Origin of the sequence: Micromonospora sp. NPDC049301 (assembly GCF_040678715.1) — a bacterium.
Taxonomy (GTDB): domain Bacteria; phylum Actinomycetota; class Actinomycetes; order Mycobacteriales; family Micromonosporaceae; genus Micromonospora.
Genome location: NZ_JBFAQO010000009.1, coordinates 123341 through 149652, shown reverse-complemented (window position 1 = coordinate 149652; position 26312 = coordinate 123341). Strand labels below are relative to the sequence as shown.

The 26312-nt window shown below is 72.0% G+C and carries 23 protein-coding genes and 1 tRNA gene; 13 read left to right on the top strand and 11 right to left on the bottom strand.

Annotation, left to right across the window (positions count from 1 at the left end; all coding sequences use genetic code 11):
- The first annotated feature begins 119 nt into the window (after nt 1–119).
- The 3 genes from AB0K07_RS25365 to AB0K07_RS25355 are packed head-to-tail and all read left to right on the top strand — an operon-like array spanning nt 120 to nt 3746.
- Complete coding sequence (locus AB0K07_RS25365; protein WP_363758239.1) at nt 120–1418, top strand: hypothetical protein; 1299 nt, start codon at nt 120–122, stop codon at nt 1416–1418.
- On the top strand, nt 1415–2371 hold the full coding sequence (locus AB0K07_RS25360) for a glycosyltransferase (protein WP_363758237.1): 957 nt from the start codon (nt 1415–1417) through the stop codon (nt 2369–2371). The genes AB0K07_RS25365 and AB0K07_RS25360 overlap by 4 nt, the downstream gene beginning before the upstream one ends.
- Before the next feature lie 10 nt (nt 2372–2381).
- Nucleotides 2382–3746, top strand: a complete 1365-nt coding sequence (locus AB0K07_RS25355; protein ID WP_363758235.1) for a polysaccharide biosynthesis C-terminal domain-containing protein — start codon at nt 2382–2384, stop codon at nt 3744–3746.
- A gap of 52 nt (nt 3747–3798) precedes the next feature.
- On the opposite strand, the gene hutH is transcribed toward AB0K07_RS25355, so the two are convergent.
- From hutH to AB0K07_RS25325, 6 genes are all read right to left on the bottom strand, one after another.
- Nucleotides 3799–5337, bottom strand: a complete 1539-nt coding sequence (gene hutH / locus AB0K07_RS25350; RefSeq protein ID WP_363758233.1) for a histidine ammonia-lyase — start codon at nt 5335–5337, stop codon at nt 3799–3801.
- The gene (gene hutI / locus AB0K07_RS25345; RefSeq protein WP_363758231.1) at nt 5334–6518 is read right to left on the bottom strand and encodes an imidazolonepropionase; all 1185 of its coding nucleotides are present in this window, start codon (nt 6516–6518) and stop codon (nt 5334–5336) included. The genes hutH and hutI overlap by 4 nt, the downstream gene beginning before the upstream one ends.
- Nucleotides 6519–6576: 58 nt before the next feature.
- Nucleotides 6577–7944 (bottom strand): formimidoylglutamate deiminase, encoded by a 1368-nt coding sequence (locus AB0K07_RS25340; protein ID WP_363758229.1) that lies wholly within the window; start codon nt 7942–7944, stop codon nt 6577–6579.
- Nucleotides 7935–9137 carry an allantoate amidohydrolase gene (locus AB0K07_RS25335; protein ID WP_363758227.1) on the bottom strand — a complete coding sequence of 401 codons (1203 nt, stop codon included), beginning with the start codon at nt 9135–9137 and terminating at the stop codon, nt 7935–7937. The genes AB0K07_RS25340 and AB0K07_RS25335 overlap by 10 nt, the downstream gene beginning before the upstream one ends.
- Before the next feature lie 169 nt (nt 9138–9306).
- Nucleotides 9307–10962, bottom strand: a complete 1656-nt coding sequence (gene hutU, locus AB0K07_RS25330) for a urocanate hydratase (protein ID WP_363758225.1) — start codon at nt 10960–10962, stop codon at nt 9307–9309.
- Nucleotides 10963–10978: 16 nt separating this feature from the next.
- Nucleotides 10979–11830, bottom strand: a complete 852-nt coding sequence (locus AB0K07_RS25325) for a MurR/RpiR family transcriptional regulator (protein WP_363758223.1) — start codon at nt 11828–11830, stop codon at nt 10979–10981.
- Between the two features lie 149 nt (nt 11831–11979).
- On the opposite strand from AB0K07_RS25325, the gene AB0K07_RS25320 reads away from it, so the two are divergent.
- The 3 genes from AB0K07_RS25320 to AB0K07_RS25310 all read left to right on the top strand — a co-directional run bounded on the left by AB0K07_RS25320 (nt 11980) and on the right by AB0K07_RS25310 (nt 17229).
- On the top strand, nt 11980–13929 hold the full coding sequence (locus AB0K07_RS25320) for a hypothetical protein (protein WP_363758221.1): 1950 nt from the start codon (nt 11980–11982) through the stop codon (nt 13927–13929).
- 662 nt (nt 13930–14591) lie between these two features.
- A complete protein-coding gene (locus AB0K07_RS25315; protein ID WP_363758219.1) occupies nt 14592–15428 on the top strand; it encodes a glycosyltransferase in 837 nt (278 codons plus the stop codon).
- A gap of 343 nt (nt 15429–15771) precedes the next feature.
- Nucleotides 15772–17229, top strand: coding sequence for a sugar transferase (locus tag AB0K07_RS25310; protein ID WP_363758421.1), 1458 nt, complete (start codon nt 15772–15774; stop codon nt 17227–17229).
- Between the two features lie 95 nt (nt 17230–17324).
- Here AB0K07_RS25310 and AB0K07_RS25305 read toward each other — a convergent pair whose 3' ends face one another.
- Nucleotides 17325–18407 carry an LCP family protein gene (locus AB0K07_RS25305; RefSeq protein WP_363758217.1) on the bottom strand — a complete coding sequence of 361 codons (1083 nt, stop codon included), beginning with the start codon at nt 18405–18407 and terminating at the stop codon, nt 17325–17327.
- A gap of 138 nt (nt 18408–18545) precedes the next feature.
- Between AB0K07_RS25305 and AB0K07_RS25300 the strand changes: the two genes are divergently transcribed.
- The 3 genes from AB0K07_RS25300 to AB0K07_RS25290 all read left to right on the top strand — a co-directional run bounded on the left by AB0K07_RS25300 (nt 18546) and on the right by AB0K07_RS25290 (nt 21332).
- Nucleotides 18546–19379 (top strand): class I SAM-dependent methyltransferase, encoded by an 834-nt coding sequence (locus tag AB0K07_RS25300; protein ID WP_363758215.1) that lies wholly within the window; start codon nt 18546–18548, stop codon nt 19377–19379.
- A gap of 4 nt (nt 19380–19383) precedes the next feature.
- On the top strand, nt 19384–20199 hold the full coding sequence (locus AB0K07_RS25295; RefSeq protein ID WP_363758213.1) for an MOSC N-terminal beta barrel domain-containing protein: 816 nt from the start codon (nt 19384–19386) through the stop codon (nt 20197–20199).
- Between the two features lie 122 nt (nt 20200–20321).
- Nucleotides 20322–21332: an expansin EXLX1 family cellulose-binding protein gene (locus AB0K07_RS25290; RefSeq protein ID WP_363758211.1), complete on the top strand. Its 1011-nt coding sequence runs from the start codon at nt 20322–20324 to the stop codon at nt 21330–21332.
- 4 nt (nt 21333–21336) lie between these two features.
- Here the strand turns inward: AB0K07_RS25290 and AB0K07_RS25285 are convergent, their stop codons facing one another.
- The 4 genes from AB0K07_RS25285 to bcp all read right to left on the bottom strand — a co-directional run bounded on the left by AB0K07_RS25285 (nt 21337) and on the right by bcp (nt 23447).
- Complete coding sequence (locus AB0K07_RS25285; protein ID WP_363758209.1) at nt 21337–21864, bottom strand: GNAT family N-acetyltransferase; 528 nt, start codon at nt 21862–21864, stop codon at nt 21337–21339.
- A gap of 78 nt (nt 21865–21942) precedes the next feature.
- A tRNA-Leu gene (locus tag AB0K07_RS25280) sits at nt 21943–22027 on the bottom strand.
- The gene (locus tag AB0K07_RS25275) at nt 21990–22940 is read right to left on the bottom strand and encodes an HNH endonuclease (protein WP_363758207.1); all 951 of its coding nucleotides are present in this window, start codon (nt 22938–22940) and stop codon (nt 21990–21992) included. The genes AB0K07_RS25280 and AB0K07_RS25275 overlap by 38 nt, the downstream gene beginning before the upstream one ends.
- Before the next feature lie 30 nt (nt 22941–22970).
- Nucleotides 22971–23447 (bottom strand): thioredoxin-dependent thiol peroxidase, encoded by a 477-nt coding sequence (gene bcp / locus AB0K07_RS25270; RefSeq protein ID WP_363758206.1) that lies wholly within the window; start codon nt 23445–23447, stop codon nt 22971–22973.
- Nucleotides 23448–23628: 181 nt separating this feature from the next.
- Here bcp and AB0K07_RS25265 point away from each other — a divergent pair, with 181 nt between their 5' ends.
- The 4 genes from AB0K07_RS25265 to AB0K07_RS25250 are packed head-to-tail and all read left to right on the top strand — an operon-like array spanning nt 23629 to nt 26308.
- Entirely contained in the window at nt 23629–24345 is a 717-nt protein-coding gene (locus AB0K07_RS25265) for an energy-coupling factor ABC transporter permease (RefSeq protein ID WP_210906707.1), read from the top strand.
- Nucleotides 24342–24767 carry a PDGLE domain-containing protein gene (locus AB0K07_RS25260; RefSeq protein WP_363758203.1) on the top strand — a complete coding sequence of 142 codons (426 nt, stop codon included), beginning with the start codon at nt 24342–24344 and terminating at the stop codon, nt 24765–24767. The genes AB0K07_RS25265 and AB0K07_RS25260 overlap by 4 nt, the downstream gene beginning before the upstream one ends.
- 15 nt (nt 24768–24782) lie before the next feature.
- Nucleotides 24783–25553: a cobalt ECF transporter T component CbiQ gene (gene cbiQ / locus AB0K07_RS25255; RefSeq protein ID WP_363758201.1), complete on the top strand. Its 771-nt coding sequence runs from the start codon at nt 24783–24785 to the stop codon at nt 25551–25553.
- Complete coding sequence (locus AB0K07_RS25250; protein WP_363758199.1) at nt 25550–26308, top strand: ABC transporter ATP-binding protein; 759 nt, start codon at nt 25550–25552, stop codon at nt 26306–26308. Before cbiQ ends, AB0K07_RS25250 begins: the two co-directional genes overlap by 4 nt.
- Nucleotides 26309–26312 lie beyond the last annotated feature (4 nt).

The following is a 26312-nucleotide window of genomic DNA, read 5'->3' as shown; positions in this document are numbered from 1 at the left end:
TGGACATAATGCCTCGAAAGGCGGCCGTAGCCCCGACTGTGGGCAGTGGCCGGCGACTCGGGCGTTATCCGTGGGCCGCCGCCCAGATCATGGCGCTACTCGCCATGGTAATGATCGGCGTGAAATCGTTCTTCGACATTTTTGGTGAGAAGGTCGCGGCGGACACCGTGGACGCCGGCATGGTGGCGACGGTGATCGGCGCCCTTTTCATGGTGGGCTCCTTTGTCGCCGTCATCGTGGCGATGAAGCGTTTCCCGACGGATCTGGCACCCTCCATCGTCGCGCTGGTCATCCTCGGCCTGTTCTCCGTCATCGGTCTGCTGGCGATATCCGCCCGGGAGGACTTCGTCCAGGTCTTCGCCACAGCCGACGTGCGGGCGATCTTCGGGCCACACGTCGCGCCGAAGAGCGGGGTCATCACCCAGGGCGCGCAACTCGCGGTCGGGTTCGCGCCGATCGCGTTGCTGGCGGTCATGTTCGTCAAGCCGGACTGGTTCTCCCTGGAACGGCTGCGGTGGGTGCTGCTGCTCGTGGTCCTCGGCGCGGTCGCGCACTCCGTGATCGCCTGGCTGCAGGTCGCCGGCGTCGTTCCCTACACCTACTTCTTCAACCTGATGAGCGGCAAGGTCGGGCGGGCGTCGGGGGGCTACTTCCACCCCGCGTCCCTCGGTCGGCTCCTGATTTTCGCGGTGTTCATCCTCTACGCCGCCGGTGACCGGCTACGGCTCAGTGCGCTGGCCCGCTACGCCGCCGTCGCGTTCCTGGCCGCCACCGCGGTCGTCAGCACGCACCGGATAACCATCCTCTGTGTGGCGTTGGTGATCGTCGCGTTCGAGCTGCGCAGGCTCCCCGAGCTCCTCCGGCAGATCTCCGACCTGCCGTTCCGCACCGCCGTCTGGGGTGCCGCGGTCCTCGTCGTCCTGCTGGTCCTGGCGGCGATCCGCTGGGGCGCCTACCTGCTCGATCGCGCGCTCTTTCTCGTCACGCAGATCGGGTCGCTCAACCCGACCAACGACGAGTTCCTGCACGGTCGCGGGCAGATCTGGTTCCGGGTGGCGGAGGTGTGGCAGGGCGCGCCATGGGACATCTGGCTCATCGGGCTGGGCTACGAACCATGGAACACCCACGCCGACCCGTTGCGGATATTCGTGGTGTGGGGAGTCCTCGGTCTCATCCTCATGGCGGTGATCTTTGTCAACTTCTGGCGGGTGACGAGGCGTGCCATCGCGGTCGAGGCGAGATGGATGCTGACCATTCTCTACGTCCTGACGATCGTCTCCGCCCTGACGCAGAAGCCGACCTCCTATTCGTACTTCATGTGGTTGTTCTTTCTCTCCCTCATTCTGCTGGTCAGATTCTTTCCTCTCTCGACCCCGCCGGTCGGCCCGCCAATCGATGCTAGTGGTGATCACAAATGAGCTCCCCCCTGTTCATTTCGTGGAAGCGTTATCAGCGTCGTTCCGACGTGCTCGCGGAGGCGTTGGGCGCCGAGGTGGCCTGGCGGCCGTCGAAGGCGACGCCGAAGGCCCTGCGCCCCTTCGACTACATCGCCCACACCTGGAACGACCTGAAGCTGCTCCGCTCGCGTCGGCCATCGTTCGTGGTCGCGCAGGCACAGCCGCACCTGTCCGCCCTGGCGCCCTATCTCGGCCGTGTTCCCTACATCGTCGACGCGCACAACGGGCAGTTCCAGTCGTGGTGGCGCAAGGTTCCCAGCACGGCGTCGGTCCTGCGTGGGGCGAAACTGGTCCTCACCCACACCGAGGAGGCCGATGCCATCGCCCGGGCGGAGTTCCCGGGCCTGCGCACGCTCGTGGTGCACGACCCGCTGCGGGAGATCCCGCCGGCTGCACCTCGTGGCTGGGTGTTCGTGGTGGCCACCGTCGCCCCGGACGAGCCGATGGACGTCCTCATCGACGCCATCGAGGCGATGCCGGACGTCAGCTTCGCGACCACCGCACCACTGCACCGGTTGCCGCCGCCGCTTCGTGAGCGCGCGGAGCGCCTGCCCAACTTCACCACCCTGGGCTTCCTCGACCTCCCCGACTACGAGGCGGCCGTCGCCGCCGCGCGGGCGGTCGTCGTGCTGACCGACCGGGACGCCACGCAACCCAGTGGCGCCTGCGAGGCGCTGAGCGCGGGTCGGCCGCTGGTCCTGTCCCGCACCCGGACCACCGAGGCCCTGTTCGGCAGCTTCGCCACGCTCGTCGCCAACCAGAGCGACGCACTGGTCGCCGGCGTGCGGCAGGCCATCGGCGAGGACCCGGCCGCCGCCGGGCGGATCGCGGCGGCCCGCGAGGCGTGGATGCGCCGGACGGAGGCCGAGCTGGAGATGCTGCGGTCGCACGTGCCGGCCAGGGCGACCGCGTGACGGTCGGACGATGACCGGAGTCGAGGTGCGGACCGGTCCGGCGACAGCCGGCCGGTCCGGCGGCGGCATGGCCCGGCGGCTTCGCCAGCTGGGACTGCTCGGGATCAGCCAGGCCGGCGTCACCGTGATCGCGTTCCTCACCCAGGTGCTGCTCGCCCGCAGCCTGCCCAAGGCGGACTTCGGCGCCTTCATGTCGGTCATGTCCCTGGTGACGCTGGCCGGGCCGCTGGCCATCTTCGGGGTCGCCGAGTTCTGGCTGCAACGGTTCGGCCGCGAGGGGTCCCGGGCGTTCCGTTGGGTGCGGCCGTCCATCGCGCTGGTCGTCGTCACCTCGGGCCTGCTGGTCGTCGCGCTCGTCGGCTGGGGGCTGTTCGACCGGAGCGATCCCGGCACGGGCGACCTACGGATCGGGCTCGCCCCGATCATCCTGTCGCTCGTCGCGATGGCGCTGTCCGGGTCGGCTCTCCAACTGCGGGGTGCCTACGGCCAGCTCGCGGCCCTGCAACTGGCGCCGCAGGTGGGTCGACTCCTCGTGGCCGTCCTGACCCTGGCCTTCGGGCTGTCGGCGCTCATGGTGGCGCTGGGCTACGCCCTCGTGGCCGCCGTCACGGTGGCCATGAGCGTCCTGGTGATCGCGCCGTTCTGGTACGGGCGGGCGACGCTGGAGGGCCACTCCCCGATGCGCGGTCGGCCGCCGCGGCCACCCCGCGCCCGCCACCTCGTCGCCGCCACGTGGCTGTTCCTGCTGGGCAGCCTGTTCTACCAGCTCGGCATGCAACTGGGCATCGTCGTCTCCGCCGAGTTCCTGAGCCCGGAGTCCGCCGCGGTGCTCGCCGTCCCCATGACGTTGCTGACCGCGATCTACCTGCTGCCGCGCATCGTCTACCAGCAGTACTTCCTGGCGAAGCTGCACCGGTGGTCCCGCTCCAACCGCAACGCGGTCCTCATCGCGTACCGGGCCGGCACGGTCGGGATGATCGGTCTCGGGTTGCTCATCGGCGCCGCCGTCGCGCTGGTCGGCCGGTACGCCATTCCCCTGATCTTCGGCGCGGAGTACCGGACGTCCGTCCCGGTGATGGCGATCCTGGCGCTGGCGATCCCCCTGCGCTTCGGTGCGGCCAGTGTCGAGTCGCTGCTGATGAGCGGCGGCCTGGTGCGGCAGAAGGTGCTGTACCAGGGGCTGGGCTCGCTCGCCTACGTGGCCGCGCTGGCCACCGCCATCCCCCTGTTCGGCGTGGCGGGCGCGGCGTGGGCGACGGTGCTGTCCGAGGCGATCGTTCTCGTGCTGTTCTGGTCCCGAGCGAAGCGCGATGTCGTCGCCGGCGCCGACCTGCCCTCCTGGGCGGAGATCCGACGGACGGTCACCAGGAGCTGAGCCCGGTGCCCCGGCAGGCCCCGACGCCGGTCGTCGGGGCCGCCGGTGGCGGTCAGGCCAGCGGGCCGACCTCTCGCTCGATGGCGGTACGCAGGTCGCGGTCGGACACCGTACGGCGGGCCGCCTCCATCGCCGGGGCGAGGAAGATGTCCGGGCCGGGCTCGCCGGCGAACGCCCGTACCGCCTCGACCGCGGCCCGCCCGGCCGGTGACGGCACCAGCGGCGCGCGCAGTTGAAGGCCGCGCACCGCGGCCAGCAGCTCGACCGCGAGCACGCTGGACAGGTTGTCCAGGACGGTGCGCAGCTTCTTGGCCGCCGCCCAGCCCATCGAGACGTGGTCCTCCTGCATCCCGCTGGTGGGCAGCGAGTCCACCGACGCGGGGGCGGCCAGCCGGCGGTTCTCCGCGACGATCCCGGCCGCCGTGTACTGGGCGATCATCAGACCGGAGTTGACCCCGGCGTCGGGGGAGAGGAACGCCGGCAGCTCCCGGGACCGGGTGACGTCGAGGAGCCGGTCCACCCGCCGCTCGGCGATCGCCCCGACCTCCGCGGCGGCGATGGCCAGGAAGTCGGCGGCGAAACCGAGCGGGGCGCCGTGGAAGTTCCCGGTCGACTCGACCCGGCCGTCGGGCAGCACCACCGGGTTGTCCACGACCGAGATCAGCTCGCGGTCCGCCACGGTCCGGGCGAACTCCAGCGTGTCCCGGGCGGCGCCGGCCACCTGGGGCGCGCAGCGCATCGAGTACGCGTCCTGCACGGCGTGCGCCAGGTCGTCGCGGTGCGAGTCCATCACCCGGGAGTCCTGGAGCAGCCGGTGGATGTTCGCCGCCGAGGCCGCCTGCCCGGGATGCGGGCGGATGGCGTGCAGCTCGGGCAGGAAGGGCCGCTCGGAGCCGAGCATCGCCTCGATGCCCAGCGCCGCCGTGACGTCGGCCATGGTGAACAGGTGCGCGGCGTCGTGGATGGCCATCAGCAGCATGCCGAGCATGCCGTCGGTGCCGTTGATCAGCGCCAGCCCCTCCTTGGCGGCCAGCTCGATCGGCTTGATCCCGGCGGCGGTCAGCACGTCGGCCGCGTCCTGCCGCTCGCCGGCCGGGCCGAGCACCCAGCCCTCGCCGAGCAGCACCAGCGCGCAGTGCGCAAGCGGCGCCAGGTCGCCGGAGGCGCCCAGCGAACCGTGCTCCGGCACCCAGGGGGTGATGTCGTGGTTGAGCAGGTCGAGCAGCGCCTCGGCGACCAGCGGACGGACCCCGGAGTGGCCGAGCGCGAGCGAGCGGACCCGCAGCAGCATCATCGCCCGGACCACCTCGCGCGGCATCGGCGCGCCCACCCCGGCGGCGTGCGAACGGATCAGCGCGTGCTGGAGTTCGGCCCGGCGTTCCGGGGCGACGAAGGTGTTGGCGAGCGCCCCGAACCCGGTGGAGACCCCGTAGACGGGGCGGCCGGACGACTCGATGCCGTCCACGATGGCGCGGCTGGTCGCCATCGCGTCGATGGTGGCCGGGTCGAGGACGACCTTGGCGGTGCCGCGGGCCACGGCGAGCACGTCGGCGGGGGAGACCCCGGTGGGTTGGATGGTCACGGTCGTCATCGCGGCACTCCGTTGAGCAGGACCTGGCGGATCAGTGGAACACCGGGCCGGTAGGCCAGGTGCAGGTACGACGGCGCTTCCAGGACGATCAGGTCGGCCCGGGCGCCGGGGGTGAGGACACCGATGTCGTCGCGGCGCAGCGCCCGCGCGCCGCCCAGCGTCGCGGCCCGGACCGCCTCCGCCGGCGTCATCCGCATCTCGCGGACGGCGAGGGCCACGCAGAACGGCATCGACGAGGTGTACGACGATCCGGGGTTGCAGTCGGTGGCGAGCGCGACGGTGACACCGGCGTCGAGCAGGCGGCGGGCGTCCGGGTAGGGCGATCGGGTGGAGAACTCGGCGCCGGGCAGCAGGGTCGCCACGGTTCGGGTCCCCGACCCGTCGGTGTGGGCCGTGCCGGCCAGCGCGGCGACGTCGGCGTCGCTCAGGTGGGTGCAGTGGTCGACGCTGGCCGCGTCCAGCTCGACGCCGAGCCGCACACCGGGGCCGGGGCCGAGCTGGTTGGCGTGCACCCGCACGCCCAGCCCGGCGGCCTGACCGCAGGCCAGGATGGCCCGGGCGTGGTCGACGTCGAAGGCGCCCCGCTCGCAGAACACGTCGATCCACTTCGCGTGCGGTGCGGCGGCGGCCAGCATCGGCCCGCAGACCAGTCCGACGTAGTCGTCGGGGCGGTCGGCGTACTCGGCGGGGACCACGTGCGCGCCGAGGAAGGTGGTCTCGGCGCTGGTCTCGGCGGCGATCCGCAGCGAGCGGGCCTCGTCGGCGACGGTCAGCCCGTACCCGCTTTTGATTTCCATGGTGGTGGTGCCCTGCCGCAGCGCCTCTCCGCGCAGCCGGCGCACCGTGGCGCGCAGCTCGCCGTCGGAGGCCGCCCGGGTCGCGCCGACCGTGGTCCGGATGCCGCCGCCGGTGTACGGCTGGCCGGCCATCCGGGCGGCGAACTCGGCGGCCCGGTCACCGGCGAAGACCAGGTGCGCGTGGCTGTCCACGAAGCCGGGCAGGACGGCCGCCCCACCGGCGTCGACCCGCCGGTCGGCGGCCGGGGCGTACGCCGCCGGCCCGACCCAGGCCACCCGGCCCTCCTCGACGAGCACTGCCGCGTTGCGGCGGATGCCGAGCGGGCCCTCGCCGGCGCCGTTCGTCACCAGCTCCCCGATGTTGTCCACCAGCAGGCTGCTCATGCGGTGCCTTCTTTCGTTCGCGACTGCGGGGCTCGCAAACCCGGCTCACTCCTCGCGCTCACGCGGGAGTCACCGCCTCGATCGAGGCCGACAGTTCGGCCGGCACGTCCACCGTCAGGTGCCGGCCCTTGGCCACCACCACCCGACCGTCCACGACAACCTGTACGACGTCCGCCGCCCCGGCCGCGAAGAACGCGCCCACCGGCGGCACGCCGGCGGTGCGGGCGCTGTCCAGGCGTACCGTGACCAGGTCGGCTCGGGCGCCGGTGGTGATCCGCCCGGCGTCGGCCCAGCCCAGCGCGGCGTGTCCGTCCGAGGTGGCGGCGATCAGCAGCTCGGCCGGGTTGAAGTGGCCGCGGCGCCGGGTGCGCAGCCGTTCGTCCAACTCCACCGCCCGCGCCTCCTCGAAGAGGTCGATCACCGCGTGGCTGTCGCTGCCCAGGCTCAGCCGGATCCCCGCGTCGGCCATCGGCCGGGCCGGGCCGATGCCGTCGGCGAGCTCCCGTTCGGTCGTCGGGCAGAGGCACACCCCGGTCCGGCTCTCCCCGAGCAGCGCCATGTCGCCGCTGGTCGGGTGGGTGGCGTGCACGGCGGTGGTGTCCGGCCCGAGCACGCCGTGCTCGGCGAGCAGCGCGGTCGGCGTACGCCCGTGCACGGCGCGGCACTCGTCGTTCTCGGCGGGCTGCTCGGAGAGGTGCACGTGCAGCGGCGCCTGCCGGTCCCGGGCCCACTCGGCCACCGTGCCGAGCTGGTCGGCGGGGACCGCCCGCACCGAGTGCACGGCCGCGCCGACCCGGGCGTGGGGGTCGGTCGGCTGGAACGCGGACGCCCGCCGGGCCCACCGGGCCGCGTCGCCGTCGCCGAAGCGTCGCTGCGGTCCGGTCAGGGCCTGGCCGTCGACGCCGGCGGTCAGGTAGCAGGTGTCCAGCAGGGTGAGCCGGATACCGGCGTGCGCGGCGGCCTCGACCAGCGCCGCGCCCATCGCGTTCGGGTCGTCGTAGGCGCCGCCGTCGGGCCGGTGGTGCAGGTAGTGGAACTCGCCGACACAGGTGATCCCCGCGAGGGCCATCTCGGCGTAGACCGCCCGGGCCAGGGCGAGGTAGGTGTCCGGGTCCAGGCGGTCCGCGACGGCGTACATCCGGTCCCGCCAGCTCCAGAAGTCGCCCCGGCCGCCGTGGGTGCGCCCGCGCAGCGCCCGGTGGAACGCGTGCGAGTGCACATTGGCCAGGCCGGGCAGGGTCAGCCCGGGCAGCCGGGTCGCGTCCCGCAGCACCTCGACACCGGCGGGCGGTCGACTCCCGGCGGTCAGCGGGGTCACGCCGGTGATCCGCCCCCCGTCGGTCTCGATCAGCACGTCCGGCGTGGGTTCGGCGTAGTTGGGCAGCCACGCGTACTCGGCGAGCCAGCGGGTCGGGGTCACCGGCATGTCAGCTCCTCCAGCACCCGGGCCAGCGCCCGTACGCCGGCGGCGCAGTCGGTGTCGGTGGCCGCTTCGGCGGGGGAGTGCGACACCCCCGTCGGGTTGCGCACGAAGAGCATCGCGGTGGGCAGGTGCGCGGCGAGCACCCCCGCGTCGTGTCCCGCGCCGGTGGGCAGCACCGGCGCCCCGAGCAGCGTGGCCAGCCGGCCGGCCAGCCCGCCGTCGAAGGCGACCAGCGGGGTCACCGACTCCTCGGTCACGGTCACCTCCGTACCGTCGCGGCGGGCCCGCTCGGCGAGCTTGCCGCGCACCGCGTCGACCAGCCCGGCCAGCGTGTCCGGGTCGGCGGCGCGGGCGTCCAGCCAGCCGGTCACCTTCGACGGGATGGCGTTGGTGGCGTTCGGCTCGACGGCGACCCGGCCCACGGTCGCGTGCGCGCCGCGCAGCCGGGCCTCCTTGTTGGCCGCCAGCACGGTGAACGCGTAGGTGAGCATCGGGTCGCGGCGGTCGGCCATCCGGGTCGTACCCGCGTGGTTGCCCTCGCCGACGACGTCGAAGCGCCACCGGCCGTGCGGCCAGATCGCGCTGGCCACCCCGACCGGCGCGTCGGTCTCGACCAGCGCGCGGCCCTGCTCCACGTGCAGCTCCACGAAGGCGCCGAACCGGCCCAGCAGGTCCGGGCGGGCGCCCGCGGGCTGGTCGCCGAGCGCCTCGGCGAAGCTCACCCCGGCCGCGTCGCGCAGCCCGGCCGCGCGGTCGGCCGGCAGCGCGCCGGTCAGCAGCCGCGACCCCAGGCACGGTACGCCGAAGCGCGCACCCTCCTCCTCGACGAACGCGGACAGCACCAGCGGCCGGGTCGGCGTGACCCCGGCGGCCCGCAGTTCGTCCACGGCGAGGAGCGCGCTGACGATGCCGAGCGGCCCGTCGTACGCCCCGCCGTGCGGCACCGAATCGAAGTGGCTACCGGTCAGCACGGCGTCCCCGGCCTCCGGGTCGCCCCAGTGGGCGAACAGGTTGCCGTTGCCGTCCTCGCTGACCGGCAGGCCGCGCTCGTCGGCCTGCGCCCGGAACCAGTGCCGCAGCTCGAACTCGGGTTCGGTCAGCGCGTACCGCAGATAGCCGCCGCTGCCCGCGTCCCGCCCGACCGGCGCGATCTCGTCCCACAGCTTCCGGAACCGGGCGGCAAGGTCGTCGGTCACGCGGCACTCCTGTTGTTCGCGACTGCGGTGCTCCGCTGCGCTGCACTCCTCGCGCTCACGGCACTCCTGTTGTTCGCGACTGCGGTGCTCCGCTGCGCTGCACTCCTCGCGCTCACGGCACTCCTGTTGTTCGCGACTGCGGGGCTCCGCTGCGCTGCACTCCTCGCGCTCACGCGGCACCCTCCGCCATCGGCACCCGTACCCCGGTCTCCGCCGCGACCTCGCGGGCCCGGTCGTAGCCGGCGTCGACGTGCCGGATGACGCCCATCGCCGGGTCGTTGGTGAGCACCCGCTCGATCTTCTGCCCGGCCAGTGCGGTGCCGTCGGCCACGCAGACCTGGCCGGCGTGGATCGACCGGCCGATGCCCACGCCGCCGCCGTGGTGGATGGACACCCAGGAGGCGCCGCTGGCCGTGTTGACCAGCGCGTTGAGCAGCGGCCAGTCGGCGATCGCGTCGGAGCCGTCGGCCATCGCCTCGGTCTCCCGGTACGGGCTGGCGACGCTGCCGGCGTCCAGGTGGTCGCGACCGATGACGACCGGGGCGGAAAGCTCGCCGGAGGCGACCATCTCGTTGAACCGCACGCCCGCCCTGTCCCGCTCGCCGTAACCGAGCCAGCAGATCCGGGCCGGCAGGCCCTGGAACGCGACCCGCTCGCCGGCCAGCCGGATCCACCGGGCCAGCGACTCGTTCTCCGGGAACAACTCCAGGATGGCCCGGTCGGTGGCGGCGATGTCGGCCGGGTCACCGGAGAGCGCCGCCCACCGGAACGGGCCCCTGCCCTCGCAGAACAGCGGCCGGATGTACGCCGGCACGAAGCCGGGGAAGTCGAAGGCGCGCTGGTAGCCGGCGAGCCGCGCCTCACCGCGGATCGAGTTGCCGTAGTCGAAGACCTCGGCGCCGGCGTCGAGGAAGCCGACCATCGCCTCCACGTGCCGCGCCATCGACGCCCGGGCGCGGTCGGTGAACTCGGCCGGCTTCGCCGCGGCGTACTCCCGGGCGTCGGCCAGCTCCACCCCCTCCGGCAGGTACGACAGCGGGTCGTGCGCGCTGGTCTGGTCGGTCACGATGTCGATCTCGACGCCGCGGCTCAGCAGCTCCGAGAAGATCTCGGCGGCGTTGCCGACCACGCCGACGGAGAGCGCCCGCCGGTCCCGCTTCGCGGCCAGCACCCGCTGGACGGCGTCGTCCAGCGAGTCGGCCACCTCGTCGAGGTAGCGGTCGTGCACCCGGCGGTCGAGGCGGGTCCGGTCCACGTCGACGATCAGGCAGACGCCGCCGTTCATGGTGACCGCGAGCGGCTGCGCGCCGCCCATCCCGCCGCAGCCGGCGGTCAGCGTCACCGTGCCGGCGAGGGTGTCCCCGAACCTCTTCGCGGCGACCGCGGCGAACGTCTCGTAGGTGCCCTGGAGGATGCCCTGGGTGCCGATGTAGATCCACGAGCCGGCGGTCATCTGCCCGTACATCGTCAGACCGAGCTGCTCCAGCCGGCGGAACTCCGGCCACGTCGCCCAGTCGCCGACCAGGTTGGAGTTGGCCAGCAGCACCCGGGGCGCCCACTCGTGGGTGCGCAGCACGCCGACCGGTCGGCCGGACTGCACCAGCATCGTCTCGTCCTCACGCAGGTCGGTCAGCGTGCGGACCAGCGCGTGGTACGACGGCCAGTCCCGCGCCGCCTTGCCGGTGCCCCCGTAGACGACCAGGTCGTCGGGGCGTTCGGCCACCTCGGGGTCGAGGTTGTTCATGAGCATCCGCAGGGCGGCCTCCTGGGGCCAACCGCGGGCGGTGAGCTCGCTGCCCCGTGCGGCACGGACGTGCTGGGTCATCTCGGGTCTCCTCCGGTCATCCCAGGAACAACTGACGGCGGGCCGCGGAGGCTTCGAACGCCTCCAGCCGGCGCTGGGTGTCGGCCGGCGCGGCGTCGCAGATCGCCTGCAACAGCACCATGGCCAGGGTCATCGGGGCGGTGTGCAGGTCGAAGACGAGCTGGGCGCCGACCGCGGCGGGCAGCACCACGTCGGCGTGCTCGGTGGCCGGACTGACCGGCGAGTCGGTGATCGCCACCACGGTCAACCCGGTGGCACGCGCGTCGCGCAGCGCGTCCAGGGTCTCCCGGGGGTAGCGGGGCAGCACGAAGGCGAGCAGCGCGCCCGCCCCCGCCTCGGCGGCCTGCTCCAGGCGGTCGGTGAGCAGGCTGCCGCCGTCGTCGAGCACCCGCACGTCGGGGTGCACCTTGGCGGCGAAGTAGGCGAAGTACGCCGCCAGCGGCGCGGCGGCGCGCAGGCCGAGCACCGGCAGCGGACGGCTGGCGGCGAGCAGCCGGCCGGTCTCGGCGATCCGGTCCCGGTCGGCGAGCTGACCGGCGAGCCGGTCCAGGTTGCCCATCTCGGCGCGTACCGCCTGCTGGAGCTCGTTGCCGGCGTCCGCCGGCCCGCCCGGCGCGGCGGTGGTGAGGTCGCGCAGTCGGCGGCGCAGCGCCGGGTAGCCGTCGTGGCCGAGCGCGACGGCGAACCGGGTGACCGACGGCTGGCTGACCCCGGCCAGCTCGGCGACCTCGGCCGCGGACAGGTACGCCACGGACGGGGCGTGCTGCACGAGGCAGTGCGCGATCCGCCGTTGGGTGGGCGTGAGCCGCACCCCCTGGAACAGGTCGAGCACCCGCTCGGTGGGCGCGGCGACAGCTCCTTCATTCACGCCGTGACTCTATGCATGAAAACTTTCAGACGGCAAGCGTCCCCCCGTGGGCCACACGTTCCACCGACCTGTCGGTGGGCCGACCGGTGGGCGACCGGGCGAGCGTCCCCTCTGTAGGATCCGCACGGCGGTCGAGCAGAGGAGTGCGCATGCAGTCGGTTGGCCCGTACCGGTTCACCCACATGTTGGGCACCTGCCCTGTGGGCAAGGCCTGGGCTGCCATCGACGAGCAGGGCCGGTTCGTGACGGTGGCGGTGCTGGACGCCGCGGCCGCGAGCACGCCGGGCTGGCGGGAAGCCTTCGCCGGGACCGCCAATGCCATGTCGCAGCGGCCGGGCGGCCAGGCCTTCGCGTACGCCGACTTCTTCGCCACCGAACCGTGGGCGGCCTACCCCGCCGAGGCCGGCCAGGGCGCCGAGAAGTTGTTCCGCGCGCTGGGGCAGGAGTACGACCCGGTGCCGACGGAGAAGGCCGGCTCGACCGAGAAGGACGGTTCGCCGGAGCCGGTCACGGGGGTGCCGCGGCAGGTCTCCGGGCCGCCGGAGTCGGTGTCCAGCCCTCCGCAGCAGGTCTCCGCGCCGCCGCAACCCGTCTCCGGTGCCCCGCTGCCGACGTCCGGAGCGCCGTTCGCGCCGTGGGCGCTGCACGCCGGCGGGCTGCCGACCGTGCCGCCCGCGCCGGCCCCGGCATCCGCCGCCGACGCGCCCCAGTCGCCCGCGCCGGTGTCCGCCGCTCCGGCGGATCCGCCGCCCTACGACGCGTTCAACGCCCCGGTTCGGCGCATCAAGCCGTCGGAGCCGCCCCCGCGGCGTACCGGTCTCTGGGCGGGGCTTGCGGCGTTGGTGCTGGTGGCGGCCGTGGGCAGCGGCGTGGCCATCTGGTCGATCGCCGGCGACGACGAGCCCGACCCGTACACGCCCCCGACGGCCATCGCCACGGGGACCTCCGGTAACGCGCCGGCTGAGCCGGGGCTGAAGCCGTGGGCGCAGGCCACCCTGTACAGCCCGGAGGAGCGTGCCCTCGCGGTCGCCGCGCCGTCGCTTGTCTTCATCGAGGCGGTCTTCACCGGATACGTCCGGGACACCAGGACGAACGCGCTGGTGCACCCCCAACCCGTCTCCTTCATCCGTCGGTGCAGTGGCTTCGTGGTGACTTCGGACGGCCACGCCGTCACCAACGGGTCCTGCGTCAAGCCGACCGAGGATCACGCCCGTTGGCTGGCCGTCGACGCGTTGGCCAGGTTGCTCGTGCAGGAGAAGAAGCTTCCCGCCGGGCAGGTCTCCACCTACATCGCGGCCAACCTCGGCAAGGTGCGGTTCACCGGCGTGGAGCCGGGCACCGCGCCGACCAGTGCGGTGTACGGCCAGCTCAACACCGCGCGGGGTAACGTGACGGAGGCACCGGCCATCCCGGCCGAGGTCGTCCGGAGCCTGCCCGAGGACAGCGGCAACACCGCACTGATCAAGCTCGCCCAGGGCGGTCTGCCCGCGGTCGAACTCAACCCGTCCGCCAGCCTCGCCGAGAACGCCTCGGTACGCATCCTCGCCTTCACGACCACCGACGTCGTCTTCCGCAACGCCACCTACCGGCCCCAGTCGAAGCTGGTGACGATCACCGGTACGAGCCAGCGCGGACCTGTCTCGTTCTACCTCGTCAACGAGGACCTCGGCACGGTGTCACACGGTGGTATCGCCCTCGATCCCGCTGGCCGGGTGGCCGGCCTGATCTACGCCGATCAGGCGCGACCGGACCGCGCGAACCGCGCGGTGCTGCCGGCGTCGACGATCGCCGCACTGCTGGCCGAGGCCGGTGTCGGCAACGCACTCGGCGACTCCGACAAGCTCTACCGCGGAGGGCTGGACGCGTACTTCGGCGGCGACTCGTCGGGCGCCATCGCGCAGCTCGACAAGGCCGCCGCCGCGTCACCGGCCAACGTGCTCGCGCAGGCCTACCGGCAGAACGCCGCCGAGCGACAGCGACTGGAGAGCGGGTCGCGGGCGCAGTCGGACACTCTCGTCTTCGTGCTGATCGGCTCCGCGGTCGCCTTGCTCCTCGCCCTCGTTCTGGCCGTGATGCTCGTCCGTCGTCGCGCCCGCTGATCGCTGATTGCTCGCCGGTGCTGGCCGGCGGATGCGCTGGTGCTGGCCGGACAATTTCGCCGGATCGGGCAGATGGGATTATAAGCGTCGATGATACGTCTCGGCGTTTCGCCCTCAATGGTCATTCACCCGCAGTGATAAATCCGTGCCGCCCTAAAAGATCAGATGTTCGGTTGAACTCCTTTCCACCGGACGGCGCTCGGTGGTCCGCCGGCTTCGACGGGGGTGTTCAACCCGTGCGGATCCGAGTGTTGGCCAGCGAATCCCTTGCTGGGTCAGGGGTTTCCTGTCTCCAGTTCGACGCTTGATAGGTGATGGTGTGCCGGTGCGGCGATGGCTATACTCCGTCTTGTCGCGCGATGGATCTTCATTGTCGTCGATCAAGGGAACGGTCCCTGCGGACGCGTCGCTGAAAATCGCTGCGAATGGTGGCATTTCATGGGGGTGGCGAAGGTGGGCGTGTCGGATCGACGTGCCACGTGGACAGTTGGGGCTGGCCCGCCGTGCGGCCCAGGTAGTTCCGGCGGGCTGCGAAACGGCATCCGCCCATGACGAACCACCCCGCATACTCGTCCCCCTCCGTGCGGGACTCCGCTGGCAGCACGCTCTCGTCCGGACACGGGACTCCGCCGCCGATGGTCGACGCGCCTACGGTGCCGTCGATGCCGGCCGTCGACGCCGCGACCCTCCCGACGATGCGGGCAGCAGGCCAGGTGACCCCGGTGATCTCGGTCTGCATCGCCGTCCGGGACCGGCCCGAGCTCCTGGTGAAGTCCATCCAGAGCGTGCTCACCGGCAGCTTCGATGATTTCGAGCTCATCGTGGTCGACGACGGCTCGGCCGTACCCGTACGGGACGGGTTGGCCGAGGCCGGCCTGCTTGCCGACCGGCGGATCCGCCTCGTCCGGCAACAGCCGACGGGAATCAGCGCCGCACGCAACGCTGCCCTGCGCATCGCCCGTGGCAGGGTCGTCACCGTGCTCGACTCGGACGACGAGCTGGCCCCCGACGGTCTGGCCCGGATGCACGACTTCCTCACTCGGACGGGTGCGCGCTGGGTCTACACCGATTACGAGGAGATCGTCGGCGACTCGGTGAAGGTGATCAGGCTCCCCTCCTATCCCGATCCGCGCCGGATGCTGCGGTCGGTGCTGACCCGACCCCGACTGCCCTTCAAGCATTCCGGCATGACCATGGATCGTTCGTTGCTGCTGGAGCTCGGCGGGTACGACGAACAGATGTCCATCAAGGTGGATGTCGAGCTGGTCCTACGCGCACTCAGCAACGGGGTGCACCTGCAGCGACTGGACGAGCCGATCGTTCGGTTCCAGCGGCACAGCGGCAGCATCAGCCGGCGACGCCTCGCCGGCCTCGTCGCCTGGCGCAAGATGATCAAGATGTACAGCCGTCCACGCGTTCCGGGCCTCGCCCTCTGTATCGTGTCGGTGCGTGCGGTGAGTGAGATCGGTAAATGGTTGGTCACCGCTGTCGGGCGGTGATCCGCCGTCGGACGAGATGGGCCGCCGACCGTACGCGTCGAATCTGCCGTCGTAGCGCGATGCCTCGATGCCGGGCGAGCGGTACCGGGTAGAGCTGGCTCATGACGCGCTGCTGCCGTCGTGACGTTTCGAAGGACTGATCGGGCCACCGCAGGAGCGCCCGAACCACCACTAGGCAGGACGCCTTTCTGCCGCATAGGGTGCACGTCGCGATCTCCTGACGGGGGCGATGTGGGAAAGGAAGGTCGTGTCCGCGCACACTCAGTTCCTCACGGCTGTCACGCCACACCAGACGCCGACGTTCGACCCTGATCTGGGGGTGATCACGCCCCCCTCCAACGGCATGGCCCGGTCGGTGTTCGCGCGTCCGGTCGCTCCACGGGGCAACTGGCGCCGGCACTACGTGGCCTGGCTGGTCCTGCTCGACACGCTCGCGGCACTGGCCGCCAGCCAGACGGTCGTCGCCCTGCTGGCCGACGCCGACGCCGGCTTCTGGGACCAGCGGGTGCTCGGGAACGTCAGCTCCTTCACCCTCGTGGCGAACGTCGGCGTCCCCCTCGGTTGGCTGCTCCTGCTCGTCGCCGCCGGGGCGTACGACCAGCGCGCGCTCGGGCTGGGCACCGAGGAACTCAAGCGGGTGGCCCGCGCCAACCTCGCGATGGCCGCCATGGTCTCGTTCCTGGCGCTCGGCTTCAAGAAGGACCTGTCCCGGGCGACGGTCGCCGCCATCATCATCTGCCTGCTCCTCTACACCCTGGTGGTGCGGTTCGCCGCGCGGGTGGTGCTGCGCCGCGTCCGGCGCACCGGGCGGGCGTCGCAGAAGGTGCTGCTGGTCGGCCGGCTCTCCGACGCGCTCGCGCTGCACGAGGTGGTGACCCGCAACTACGGGGCCGGGCTGCACCCGATCGCCATCCACCTGCCACACCACCCGCGGCCGGGCGAGCGGGTGAACGCCCCGGTGCCGGTCTACGTCGGCTGGGACCTGGTGCCGCTGGTCCAGCAGCTCGGCGCGGACACCATCGCGGTCTGCGGCCCGGCCAGCCTGGAGTCGTACGAGCTGCGCAAGCTCGCCTGGCAACTGGAGGGCACCGGCTTGAACCTGGTGGTCGTCCCCCAGGTCACCGACGTCACCGGCCCGCGCATCCACGTCCGGCCGATCGAGGGCCTTCCCCTGCTCAATGTGGACGAGCCCACCATCTCCGGTCTGTCGCTGCTGGCCAAGACCGTGCTCGACAAGGTCACCGCGCTGGTCGGGCTGGTGCTGCTGAGCCCGGTGCTGCTCGGGATCGCGGTGGCCATCAAGGCCAGCGGCCCGGGCCCGGTGATGTTCCGGCAGACCCGGATCGGCCACGAGGGTCGGGCGTTCAAGGTGTGGAAGTTCCGGACCATGTACATCGACGCCGAGGAACGTCTGGCGGCCCTGCGGCACCAGAACGAGAGCGACGGCCTGCTCTTCAAAATCAAGGATGACCCTCGGGTCACCCCGGTCGGCCGGCACCTGCGGGCGCTCTCCCTGGACGAGCTGCCGCAGCTGATCAACGTGCTGCGCGGGCAGATGTCGCTGGTCGGCCCGCGCCCGCTGCCCACCGAGGACGACGACTACCGCGGTGACGTCCGCCGGCGGCTGCTGGTGCGCCCGGGCATCACCGGCCTCTGGCAGATCTCCGGCCGCTCCGACCTCACCTGGGACGACGCGGTCCGGCTGGACCTGCACTACGTCGACAACTGGTCGCTCGTGTACGACCTCGCCATCCTGTGGAAGACGGCCAGCGTCGTGCTGGCCCGGCGCGGGGCGTACTGACCGGCACGGAGACACGGACAACGACGGGCGGTGGCCTCGCGGCCGCCGCCCGTCGCTGTGTCGGGATGGATCGCCGGCGTCCTCGCCGGCTCAGGTCATTTCTTGCCGAGGGCGACGATCTCGCCGACCGAGTCCCGGCGGACCGCGTCGTAGAACGTCTTGACCCGCCCGTTGTCGGCGAGCACCACACTCTCCGAGCCGACCCGCCCGGTGCCCTTGGTGGGGCTGGTCACGAACGTCATGTTCCCGCCGCGGACGCCGCGCATCTGCGTCGCCATGTCGAGCAGTGACAGGTCCTTGTCCACCGAGACCGCGCTCGAGGTGGCCTTGAGGAAGCTGTTCAGCTTGCCGGGGTTGGTGATGATGCCGCCGGACGACGCCTTGTCGATGATCGCCCGGATCACCTGCTGCTGGTGGCGGATCCGCGCGAAGTCGCCGTCCGCGAACTGCTTGCGCTGGCGGGAGTAGTCGAGTGCCGCCTCACCGTCCATCCGTTGCATGCCCTTGTTGAAGGTCCGGAACGGCGGGTGGATCGAGGTGAAGGTCTTCTCCGAGTTGATGTCGACACCGCCCAGGGCGTCAATGATCTCCTTGAAACCGGCGAAGTCGATCAGGGCGACGTGGTCCACCCGGACTTTGGTGAAGGACTCCACCGTCTGCACCATGAGCGGCACGCCACCCCAGGCGTACGCGGCATTGATCTTGGCGTCCCGGCCGCCGTTGTTGCCGTCGGCGGACCTGGGCACCGATACCCAGGTGTCCCGGGGGATCGAGATCAGCTGGGCGCTCTTCCGGTCCTTCGGCAGGTGGGCGAGGATGATCGTGTCGGTCCGCGAGCCGGAGGTCTTCTCCGGGTCACGCGAGTCGCTGCCCAGGATCATGATGTTCATCGCGCCCTCGGCTGCCGCCTGCGGGCGACCCTCCTCCGGCACGCCCTGGAACGCGTCCACGCGGTCGATGTCCCCCTCGACGGAGCGCAGGTAGAGGCCACCGGCGACCACCGCTCCGCCCCCCACCAGCGTCAGCACCAGCAGGCTGATCAGGAGGATCCGTCGCCATCGGCGTCGTCGGGGTGGCGGCGAGCCGACCGGCTCGCCGTCGTCCACCCGCTGTGGCTGGCCGGCGGTCCCGGTCGAGTAGTACTCGCCGGGTTGCGCGGTCTCATTGTGACGTGGCATGGCGCGATGCTACTGACTCGGCTTTCGGCCCGAGTACCCTCGTCCGGCCGACCCCGTCCGCCGACGGGCTGATCCGTCGACGGAAATCACTGGCAACTTCCCCTCCCGTAAGGCGCGTCGGCCTGATAAGAAGCTCCCGTGGACGCAACGAAGCTCCGACGGGCCATCGCCCGTACCCGGCTCGCGCCCGTCGCAGCCTTCCCGAAACGGCTCGCCCGGGTCGCCCGGCACGACGCCAAGGTGATCCGCACCTCGGCCCGCTGGTTGGTCACCTCCCGGGAGCACCACAACTACACGTACGAGCTCACCAAGCTCAGCCGCCACCACCTGGCCTGGTTCGTCAGCGTCGTCTGCGACCTGCCCGTCAAGCAGGTCCGCGGCTACTTCGCCGAGATCGAGTCCGACGATGTGCTGCGCCGGCACATCGAGCAGGCCACCGCCGGCGCCGCCCGCCGCGGCCTGGCCGACAAGCAGGTCCGCTACGCCCGCCGGATCGGCTGGTACGCGATCGTCCGCGCCACCCGCCCCGCGCACGTGGTGGAGACCGGTGTCGACAAGGGGCTGGGCAGCTGCGTTCTGGCCGCCGCCCTGCTGCGCAACGCCGCCGAGGGGCACCCGGGCCGGGTCACCTCCCTGGACATCAACCCCGAAGCCGGCTACCTGGCCCGCACCGCCCCCTGGTCGGAGGTGGTCGACCTGGTGATCGGCGACTCCATCGCCTCGATCGACGCCCTGGACCGCCTCGTCGACCTGTTCCTGCACGACAGCGACCACAGCCGGGCACACGAGAAGCGCGAGTTCGACGCGGTGGAGCCGAAGCTCGCCCCCGGCGCCATCCTGCTCACCGACAACGTCACCAGCACCAACGTGCTCGCCGAGCACGCCGAGCGCACCGGCCGGCGGTTCCTCGCCTACCGGGAGAGCCCCGCCAACCACTGGTACCCCGGCGACGGCATCGGCGTGGCATGGTAGCCGGGTGCGGCTGACCTCGATCCACACGTACCCCGTCAAGGGTTGTCACCGGCTCGACCACGACGACGCCCTCGTGCAGCCGTGGGGCCTGGCGGGCGACCGGCGCTGGATGGTGGTCGACGCCGACGGCGTCGGCGTCACCCAGCGGGAGACCACCCGGCTCGTCGGTCTGCGCGCCACCGTTCACCCCGGGGGCCTGTCGCTGCGCGCCGACGGGCAGCCCGACCTCGACGTGCCCGAGCCGGTCGGCGGGGCTCCGGTCGCCGTCCGCACCTTCCGCAACCGCAAGGTCCCGGTGCCCGCGCTACCCGCCGGGCCGGCGGCCGACGCCTGGCTCGGCGCGCTGCTCGGTCGGCCGGTCCGGCTGGTCTGGCTCGCCCGGCCGACCCGTCACCTCGCCGCCGGGGATCGTGAGCACGACACCGGCGAGCAGGTCAGCTTCGCGGACGCCTACCCGCTGCTGCTGGCAAACACCGCCTCCCTCGACGCGCTGAACGGATGGCTCGCCGAGGCCGGAAAGGAGCCGGTGCCGATGACCCGGTTCCGGCCCAACCTGGTGGTCGACGGCGCGGCGGCCTGGGCGGAGGACGACTGGGCCGGTCGGTCGCTGCGCATCGGCGACCGACGCTTCCGCGCCGCCGGGCCGTGCGACCGCTGCGTGGTGACCACGACCGACCAGGAGACCGGGGTACGCACCAAGGAGCCGCTGCGCACGCTCGGCCGGTACCGCAACGTCCAGCAGAAACTCCTCTTCGGGCTGCACCTCGTACCCGTCGACAGTGGACCGTTGGCCGTGGGCGCGCCGGTCGTCCCCGAGTGACCGACCGGCCCTGACCGGGGTACCGCGTTTTCTGACGCGGGCCGGTCACCGTCCGTCGACACTGTCTTAGCTTTGGCTTAGCCGGCTTGTCCCGCCGGCGGCGGCTCGGGCAGCATCGCGACGTGACGGACGGAAGCGCTCCCGGCGGTGTCGACATCGACATCGAACTCGACCTGGACCGGGCTCCGGACGACCCGCCCACACCCTCGTCCGGCCCCATCCCCTGGCTCGTCGCCAGCGGCGTCGTCGTCCTCGCCGCGGTGCTCGGGCTCACCCTGGCGCTGCGTTCCGGCTCCACCCCGGCCTGTGCCGCCGGCCGCGCGCTCGCCGCACCACCCACCGGCACCGCCACCCACAGCGGCAAGGCCACCTTCTACGACTCGAACGGGGCCGGCGGCAACTGCTCGAACCCGGCCGCCCCGCCCAACCGGCTCTACGTCGCGCTCGGCCCCACGGAATACGCCGCCGGTGCCGCCTGCGGCGGATTCCTCGACGTGACCGGCCCGAAGGGCAGCGTCCGCGTCCTGATCATGGACCAGTGCCCGGAGTGCGCGCCCGGACACCTCGACCTGTCCCGCGAGGCGTTCGCCCGGATCGCCGACCCCGTCCAGGGCCTCGTCCCGGTCACCTACCGCGCGGCGGTCAACCCGCCGCTGCCCGGCCCGCTCACCTTCCGGATCAAGGAGGGCGCGTCGCAGTTCTGGTTCGCCGTCCGGGTGGGCAACCACGGCAACCCGCTGCGCGCCGTCGAGGTCCGGCAGGGTGACAGCGGCCCGTGGCAGTCGACCGCCCGGCAGGACTACAACTACTGGCTGATCCCCTCCGGCGCCGGTGCCGGCCCGTTCACGATCCGGGTCAGCGACGTGTACGGCAACCGGGCCACCGTCGCCGGCATCCGGATGGCGCCCGGCCAGGTGCAGACCAGCACGGTCCGCATGTACGGGCGCGGCGCGGTAGCCACCACCTCGCGTCCGTCCGCGTCGGCACGTCCGTCCGCCAACCGACCCGCCGGCACGCCCACACCGGTCCGCCGCCCGGCCGAGGTGGCGAAGGCGAGTGCGCCCGTCACGGCGGTGGCCAACCCGCCGGCCACCCGACCGGCCGGGGCGACCGCCCGCTGGTGCGCGAGCTGACCACTCAGTCGGTCGGCGTCAGGTCCAGCCACATCAGGATCTCGTCCCGGTCGTCACCGGGCGCCACCCGCAGCGCGCCCGGCAGGCGGCCGATCTCCCGGTACCCCAGGCGGCGGTAGAACCCGTCCAACCCCAAGCCGTCCCGCACCGTCACGTGCAACGCCTCGTGGCCCAGCTCCCGGCCCAGCCGGGCGGCCTCGCGCATCAGCGCCGAGCCGTGGCCGGTGCCCTGGGTGTCCGGGTGGATCATCACCCGCTTCAGCACACACCAGTGCGCCTTGAGTGGGAACCGGTTGTCGCAGAAGATCAGTACGCCCACCAGCCGGTCGCCGTCGTACGCGACCAGCAGCCGGTCCGGTCCGTCAGCGATGCCGGCGAAGGTCGGGTCGGCGATCGTCCGGACGTCGGTGGCGGTGACCGGCGGTACGAAACCCACCGCGCCGCCAGCGTTGCTGACATCCATCCAGAGGGTGACGATCTCGGCGCGCAGCTGCGGGGTCAGGTCAGGATCGAGGACGAAGCGCAGACTCACGGCGCCCATCCTGACCGCTGGAGAAGCCGGCGGACCCGAGGTGTGACCCGACCGACAGCGCGTACACCGGCTGAGCAGTGCGGGAGAGGGGATTCGAACCCCCACATCCTTCCGGATACAGGTTCCTAAGACCTGCGCGGCTGCCGAGTTACGCCACTCCCGCGTACATCGGAGAGTCTAGAACGTCTGGCTTCGGCGGTGTTGAGCCCGGCCTCCTTGAGGATGGTCGAGATCGTACCGTGACTCACCTTGCGCTCCCCGTCCGGCAAGTTGCGGAGTATCGCCGACAGCCGCTTCGGTCCGACATCCGGATTCGCCAGCGCCTGCTCTATCACCGCGTCGCGATGGGCCCTCGAACGCCAACTGCGGTCGGGGCGTGGGGTCAGGAGGCATTCCTGCTCGAGTCGTCGTCGAACCTTGTGCAGGTATGCCGGGTGACAGCCCAGGTGCCGTGCCGCCTCCAAGGCCGTCATCTGCTGTGCGTCGACCCGGCCGAACAGGTCGACGAGTTCCTCCCGCGTTGCTGGGCGGCGATCGGCACCAGCTGTCTCGTGCGCGCGTTCCTCGTCATCGGCTGTCTTCCGTGCGGGGATGGTGAGATCGCGCGCCCGGTTCCGCCGGCCGGCGTAGGTCGCGGTCTGGCTGTGACAGTTGGGGCAGAGGAGCCGCAAATTCGGTGGCCGGTTGTCGAGGAAGTCGCCGTTGATGTGGTCGACGTGCAGGATGAGTGAGGCACCGCGCCAGACTGGTCCGGTCCCGCACCCTTCGCACTCCTCCGGCACGCCGAGCGTGGCCAGGGCCCACTTCAACCGCACGCCTGGCGTCCGGCGGGATCCTTCGGGCAGCACAACCAGAAGTTGTGATGACGTGGTGCGCCGCACGCCTCGGCATCCCTTGTTGTGCGCCTGACCGGTGAAGTGGGAGGTGTCGATGCCGAAGCGTTTGAGCTGGCGACTGATGTGCGCGTGGGAGCCGCCGCTGACCCGGACGCCGAGAATCCGCATCACCTCGGTGATATTGCGAGCGGCGGCGGCTGCCGTGGCCAGCGCCTCCGGCGTGTACTTGTATCGGACCACTGACGGACCGTAGCGGCCCGGTACGACAGGTCAGTCGAGGTCGAGGTCGCGGCGGAGCTTGGCGACGTGCCCGGTGGCCTTGACGTTGTAGAGGGCCCGTTCGATCTTGCCGTCCACGTCGATGACGAAGGTGGAGCGGATCACGCCGGTCACGGTCTTTCCGTACAGCTGCTTCTCGCCGTACGCGCCGTACGCGGTCAGCACCGCCTTGTCCACGTCCGACACCAGCGGGAACGTGATGGCGTCGCGGTCGCGGAACTTCGCCAGCTTCTCCGGCTTGTCGGGGGAGATGCCGACCACCTCGTAGCCGGCGGCCTGGAGGGAGGCGAGCGAGTCGCGGAAGTCGCAGGCCTGCTTGGTGCAGCCGGGGGTCATCGCCGCCGGGTAGGCGTAGAGGACCACCTTGCGGCCTCGCAGGTCGGCCAGGGCGAGCTGGTCACCGGTGTCGGTGGGGAGGGTGAACTCGGGTGCGGGGTCACCGGGGGAGAGGCGGTCGGGCGCGGTCATGGCCCGACGATACCGCCGGGCCGGCCGGTGCCGCCGACGGCGACGCGCCGCCGGTGGCCGGTGCGCGGCCCGGAATGGTGATCAAGACCATGCGCTGTTGCCAAGGTATGGCAACAGCGAGGCTCGGGAAATAGGCTGACTGCGCCGGCCCGGACGGGTCCGCTGACGCGTGGGAGGTCGCGTGGAAACCCTGGCGATGCACATCTCGAACGGGATCATCGATGGTCCCGTCGCGGCGGTCTTCGCGGCGCTCGCTCTCGCCGCGCTCACCGGCTGCGTCCTGCGCGGCCGGCGCGATCTGGACGACCGCCTGGCACCGATGGCCGGCCTGGTGGCCGCGTTCATCTTCGCCGTCCAGATGCTCAACTTTCCGATCTTCACGGCCGGGGTGAGTGGCCACCTGCTCGGTGGTGCGCTCGCCGCCATGCTGGTCGGCCCGTGGGTCGGCGCGCTCTGCGTGTCGGTGGTCCTGGTCGTGCAGGCGCTGGTCTTCGGTGACGGGGGCGTCGCGATGCTCGGCCTCAACATCACCAACATGGCGCTGCTCGGCACGGCTGCGGCGTACGTGCTGATCGCGGTGCTGCTGCGGGTGCTGCCCCGCACGCCCGCCGGCCTGGCGGTGACCGGGTTCGTCGCCGCGATGCTCAGCGTGGTGGTCGCGTCGCAGGGCTTCGTCCTGCAGTACTGGCTGGGTGGCACCACCGACCTGGGCGGCAACCTGGCGGGCCTGGCCGGCACGATGGCCGGGGTCCACCTGCTGATCGGCATCGGCGAGGGCTTGATCACAGCCACCACCGTGGTCACCGTGGCGAAGGTCCGCCCCGACCTCGTCTACGCGCTGCGCGGGTTGCGTCCCGCGACCGTCCCCACCGTTCCCGCCGTCGGAGGTGTCCGATGAAGAACCGCTCCTGGGCCTTCCTCGCCGGTGGCCTGCTGGTCGCCCTGCTGCTGGCGGGTGTGGTGAGCAACTACGCCTCGTCGCACCCGGACGGGCTGGACTCGTCGCTGCTGAAGGGGTGCACCGTCGACGCCGATGACAACATCGTCGGCGGAAGCTGCCCGGCCCAGCAGACCCGCGATCACGAGCTGGGGGACAGCCCACTCGCCGACTACGGGGTGCGGGGCGTGGAGAACGGCTTCCTCTCCACCGGCCTGTCCGGGGTGCTCGGGGTGCTGCTCACCTTCGCGGTCGGCGCGGGCGGCTTCTGGCTGCTGCGCCGTCGTGGCACCACGTCGACCGACGGTGACGCGCCGACGACCGCCGAGGGTGACGCCGCGACGTCCACCGACGACCGGCGCCACGCCGAAGCCAACGGCTGAGCGAGGGGTACGCGGATGGGTGCCGGTCACGGGCACGTGCTGTACCGGGAGTCCGACTCGCCGGTGCACCGGCTCCCGCCCGAGGTCAAGATCGTCGCGATGGTGGTCTTCACGCTCGCCGTGGTGGCCACCCCGCGCGCCGCGTTCTGGGCGTTCGGCGCGTACGCCCTGCTGGTGGCGGTGGTGGCGGCGCTGGCCCGGGTGGGGCCGCGGTGGCTGCTCAGCCGGGCGCTGATCGAGCTGCCGTTCGTGCTGTTCGCCGTCGCGCTGCCGTTCCTCGGTGCCGGCGAGCGGGTCGACGTGCTGGGCCTGCGGCTGTCCGAGGACGGGCTGCACGGCGCGTGGAACATCGTGGCCAAGGGCACCCTGGGTGTCCTCGCCTCGCTGCTGCTCGCCGCGACCACCACCACCCGGGACCTGCTGGTCGGGCTGGACCGGCTGCACTGCCCGCAGGTGCTCACCCAGATCGCCACGTTCATGCTGCGCTACCTCGACGTGCTGGTCGGCGAGGCGCGGCGGATGCGGGTGGCCCGGATCTCCCGAGGTGACGACCCGCGCTTCCTGTGGCAGTTGCGGGGCTTCGCCGCCGGGATCGGGGCGCTGTTCCTGCGCGCCTTCGAACGCGGCGAGCGGGTCTACCTGGCGATGCTGTCCCGGGGTTACTCGGGGCGGATGCCCGCGGTGTGGCAGGGCGACGGCGCGGCGACCGCCGGCCAGTGGTTGGTGGCGGCGACCGTGCCGGTGGTGGCGGCCTCCATCGCCGCCACGGCCGTCGTACTGACATGATCGGTGTCGTGCAGACCGCTGTCTCGCTGGACGTACGTGGTGTTCGGTACGCGTACCCGGACGGGCATGTCGCCCTGCACGGGGTGGACCTGACCGTGCCGCGCGGGGACCGGGTGGCGCTGCTCGGGCCCAATGGCGCCGGGAAGACCACGCTGGTGCTGCACCTCAACGGCATCCTCACCCCGACCGAGGGCAGCGTGAGCGTGGGCGGTCTGACCGTGACGCCGGACCGGGCCACCCTGTCCGAGGTGCGCCGCCGGGTGGGCATCGTCTTCCAGGACCCGGACGACCAGCTGTTCCTGCCCACCGTGGCGGAGGACGTGGCGTTCGGGCCGGCGAACCTGGGCCTGCGCGGGGCGGAGCTGGCCGCCCGGGTGGACGAGGCGCTCGCCGCGGTGGGCATGAGCGAGCACCGGGACCGGGCGCCGCAGCATCTGTCCTTCGGGCAGCGCCGCCGGGTGGCGGTGGCCACCGTGCTCGCCATGCACCCGGAGATCCTGGTGCTGGACGAGCCGTCGTCGAACCTCGACCCGGCGGCACGGCGTGAGCTGGCCGAGATCCTGCGTGAACTGCCCGTGACGCTGCTGATGGTGACCCACGACCTGCCGTACGCGGCGGAGCTGTGCCAGCGCTCGGTGATTCTGGACGGTGGCCGGATCGTCGCCGACGCCCCGACGCTGGACCTGCTGACCGACTCGACCCTGCTCGCCCGGCACCGCCTGGAGCTCCCGTACGGCTTCGCGCCGCGCCCCTGAGCGG

Coding starts and splice junctions, on each gene's coding strand:
- AB0K07_RS25315 (WP_363758219.1), top strand. CDS start 14,592: ATGCCGGCCGTCGACGCCGCGACCCTCCCGACGATGCGGGCAGCAGGC.
- cbiQ (WP_363758201.1), top strand. CDS start 24,783: ATGGGTGCCGGTCACGGGCACGTGCTGTACCGGGAGTCCGACTCGCCG.
- AB0K07_RS25310 (WP_363758421.1), top strand. CDS start 15,772: ATGGCCCGGTCGGTGTTCGCGCGTCCGGTCGCTCCACGGGGCAACTGG.
- AB0K07_RS25305 (WP_363758217.1), bottom strand. CDS start 18,407: ATGCCACGTCACAATGAGACCGCGCAACCCGGCGAGTACTACTCGACC.
- hutU (WP_363758225.1), bottom strand. CDS start 10,962: ATGACCCAGCACGTCCGTGCCGCACGGGGCAGCGAGCTCACCGCCCGC.
- AB0K07_RS25260 (WP_363758203.1), top strand. CDS start 24,342: ATGAAGAACCGCTCCTGGGCCTTCCTCGCCGGTGGCCTGCTGGTCGCC.
- AB0K07_RS25355 (WP_363758235.1), top strand. CDS start 2,382: ATGACCGGAGTCGAGGTGCGGACCGGTCCGGCGACAGCCGGCCGGTCC.
- hutI (WP_363758231.1), bottom strand. CDS start 6,518: ATGAGCAGCCTGCTGGTGGACAACATCGGGGAGCTGGTGACGAACGGC.
- AB0K07_RS25320 (WP_363758221.1), top strand. CDS start 11,980: ATGCAGTCGGTTGGCCCGTACCGGTTCACCCACATGTTGGGCACCTGC.
- hutH (WP_363758233.1), bottom strand. CDS start 5,337: ATGACGACCGTGACCATCCAACCCACCGGGGTCTCCCCCGCCGACGTG.
- bcp (WP_363758206.1), bottom strand. CDS start 23,447: ATGACCGCGCCCGACCGCCTCTCCCCCGGTGACCCCGCACCCGAGTTC.
- AB0K07_RS25360 (WP_363758237.1), top strand. CDS start 1,415: ATGAGCTCCCCCCTGTTCATTTCGTGGAAGCGTTATCAGCGTCGTTCC.
- AB0K07_RS25250 (WP_363758199.1), top strand. CDS start 25,550: ATGATCGGTGTCGTGCAGACCGCTGTCTCGCTGGACGTACGTGGTGTT.
- AB0K07_RS25340 (WP_363758229.1), bottom strand. CDS start 7,944: ATGCCGGTGACCCCGACCCGCTGGCTCGCCGAGTACGCGTGGCTGCCC.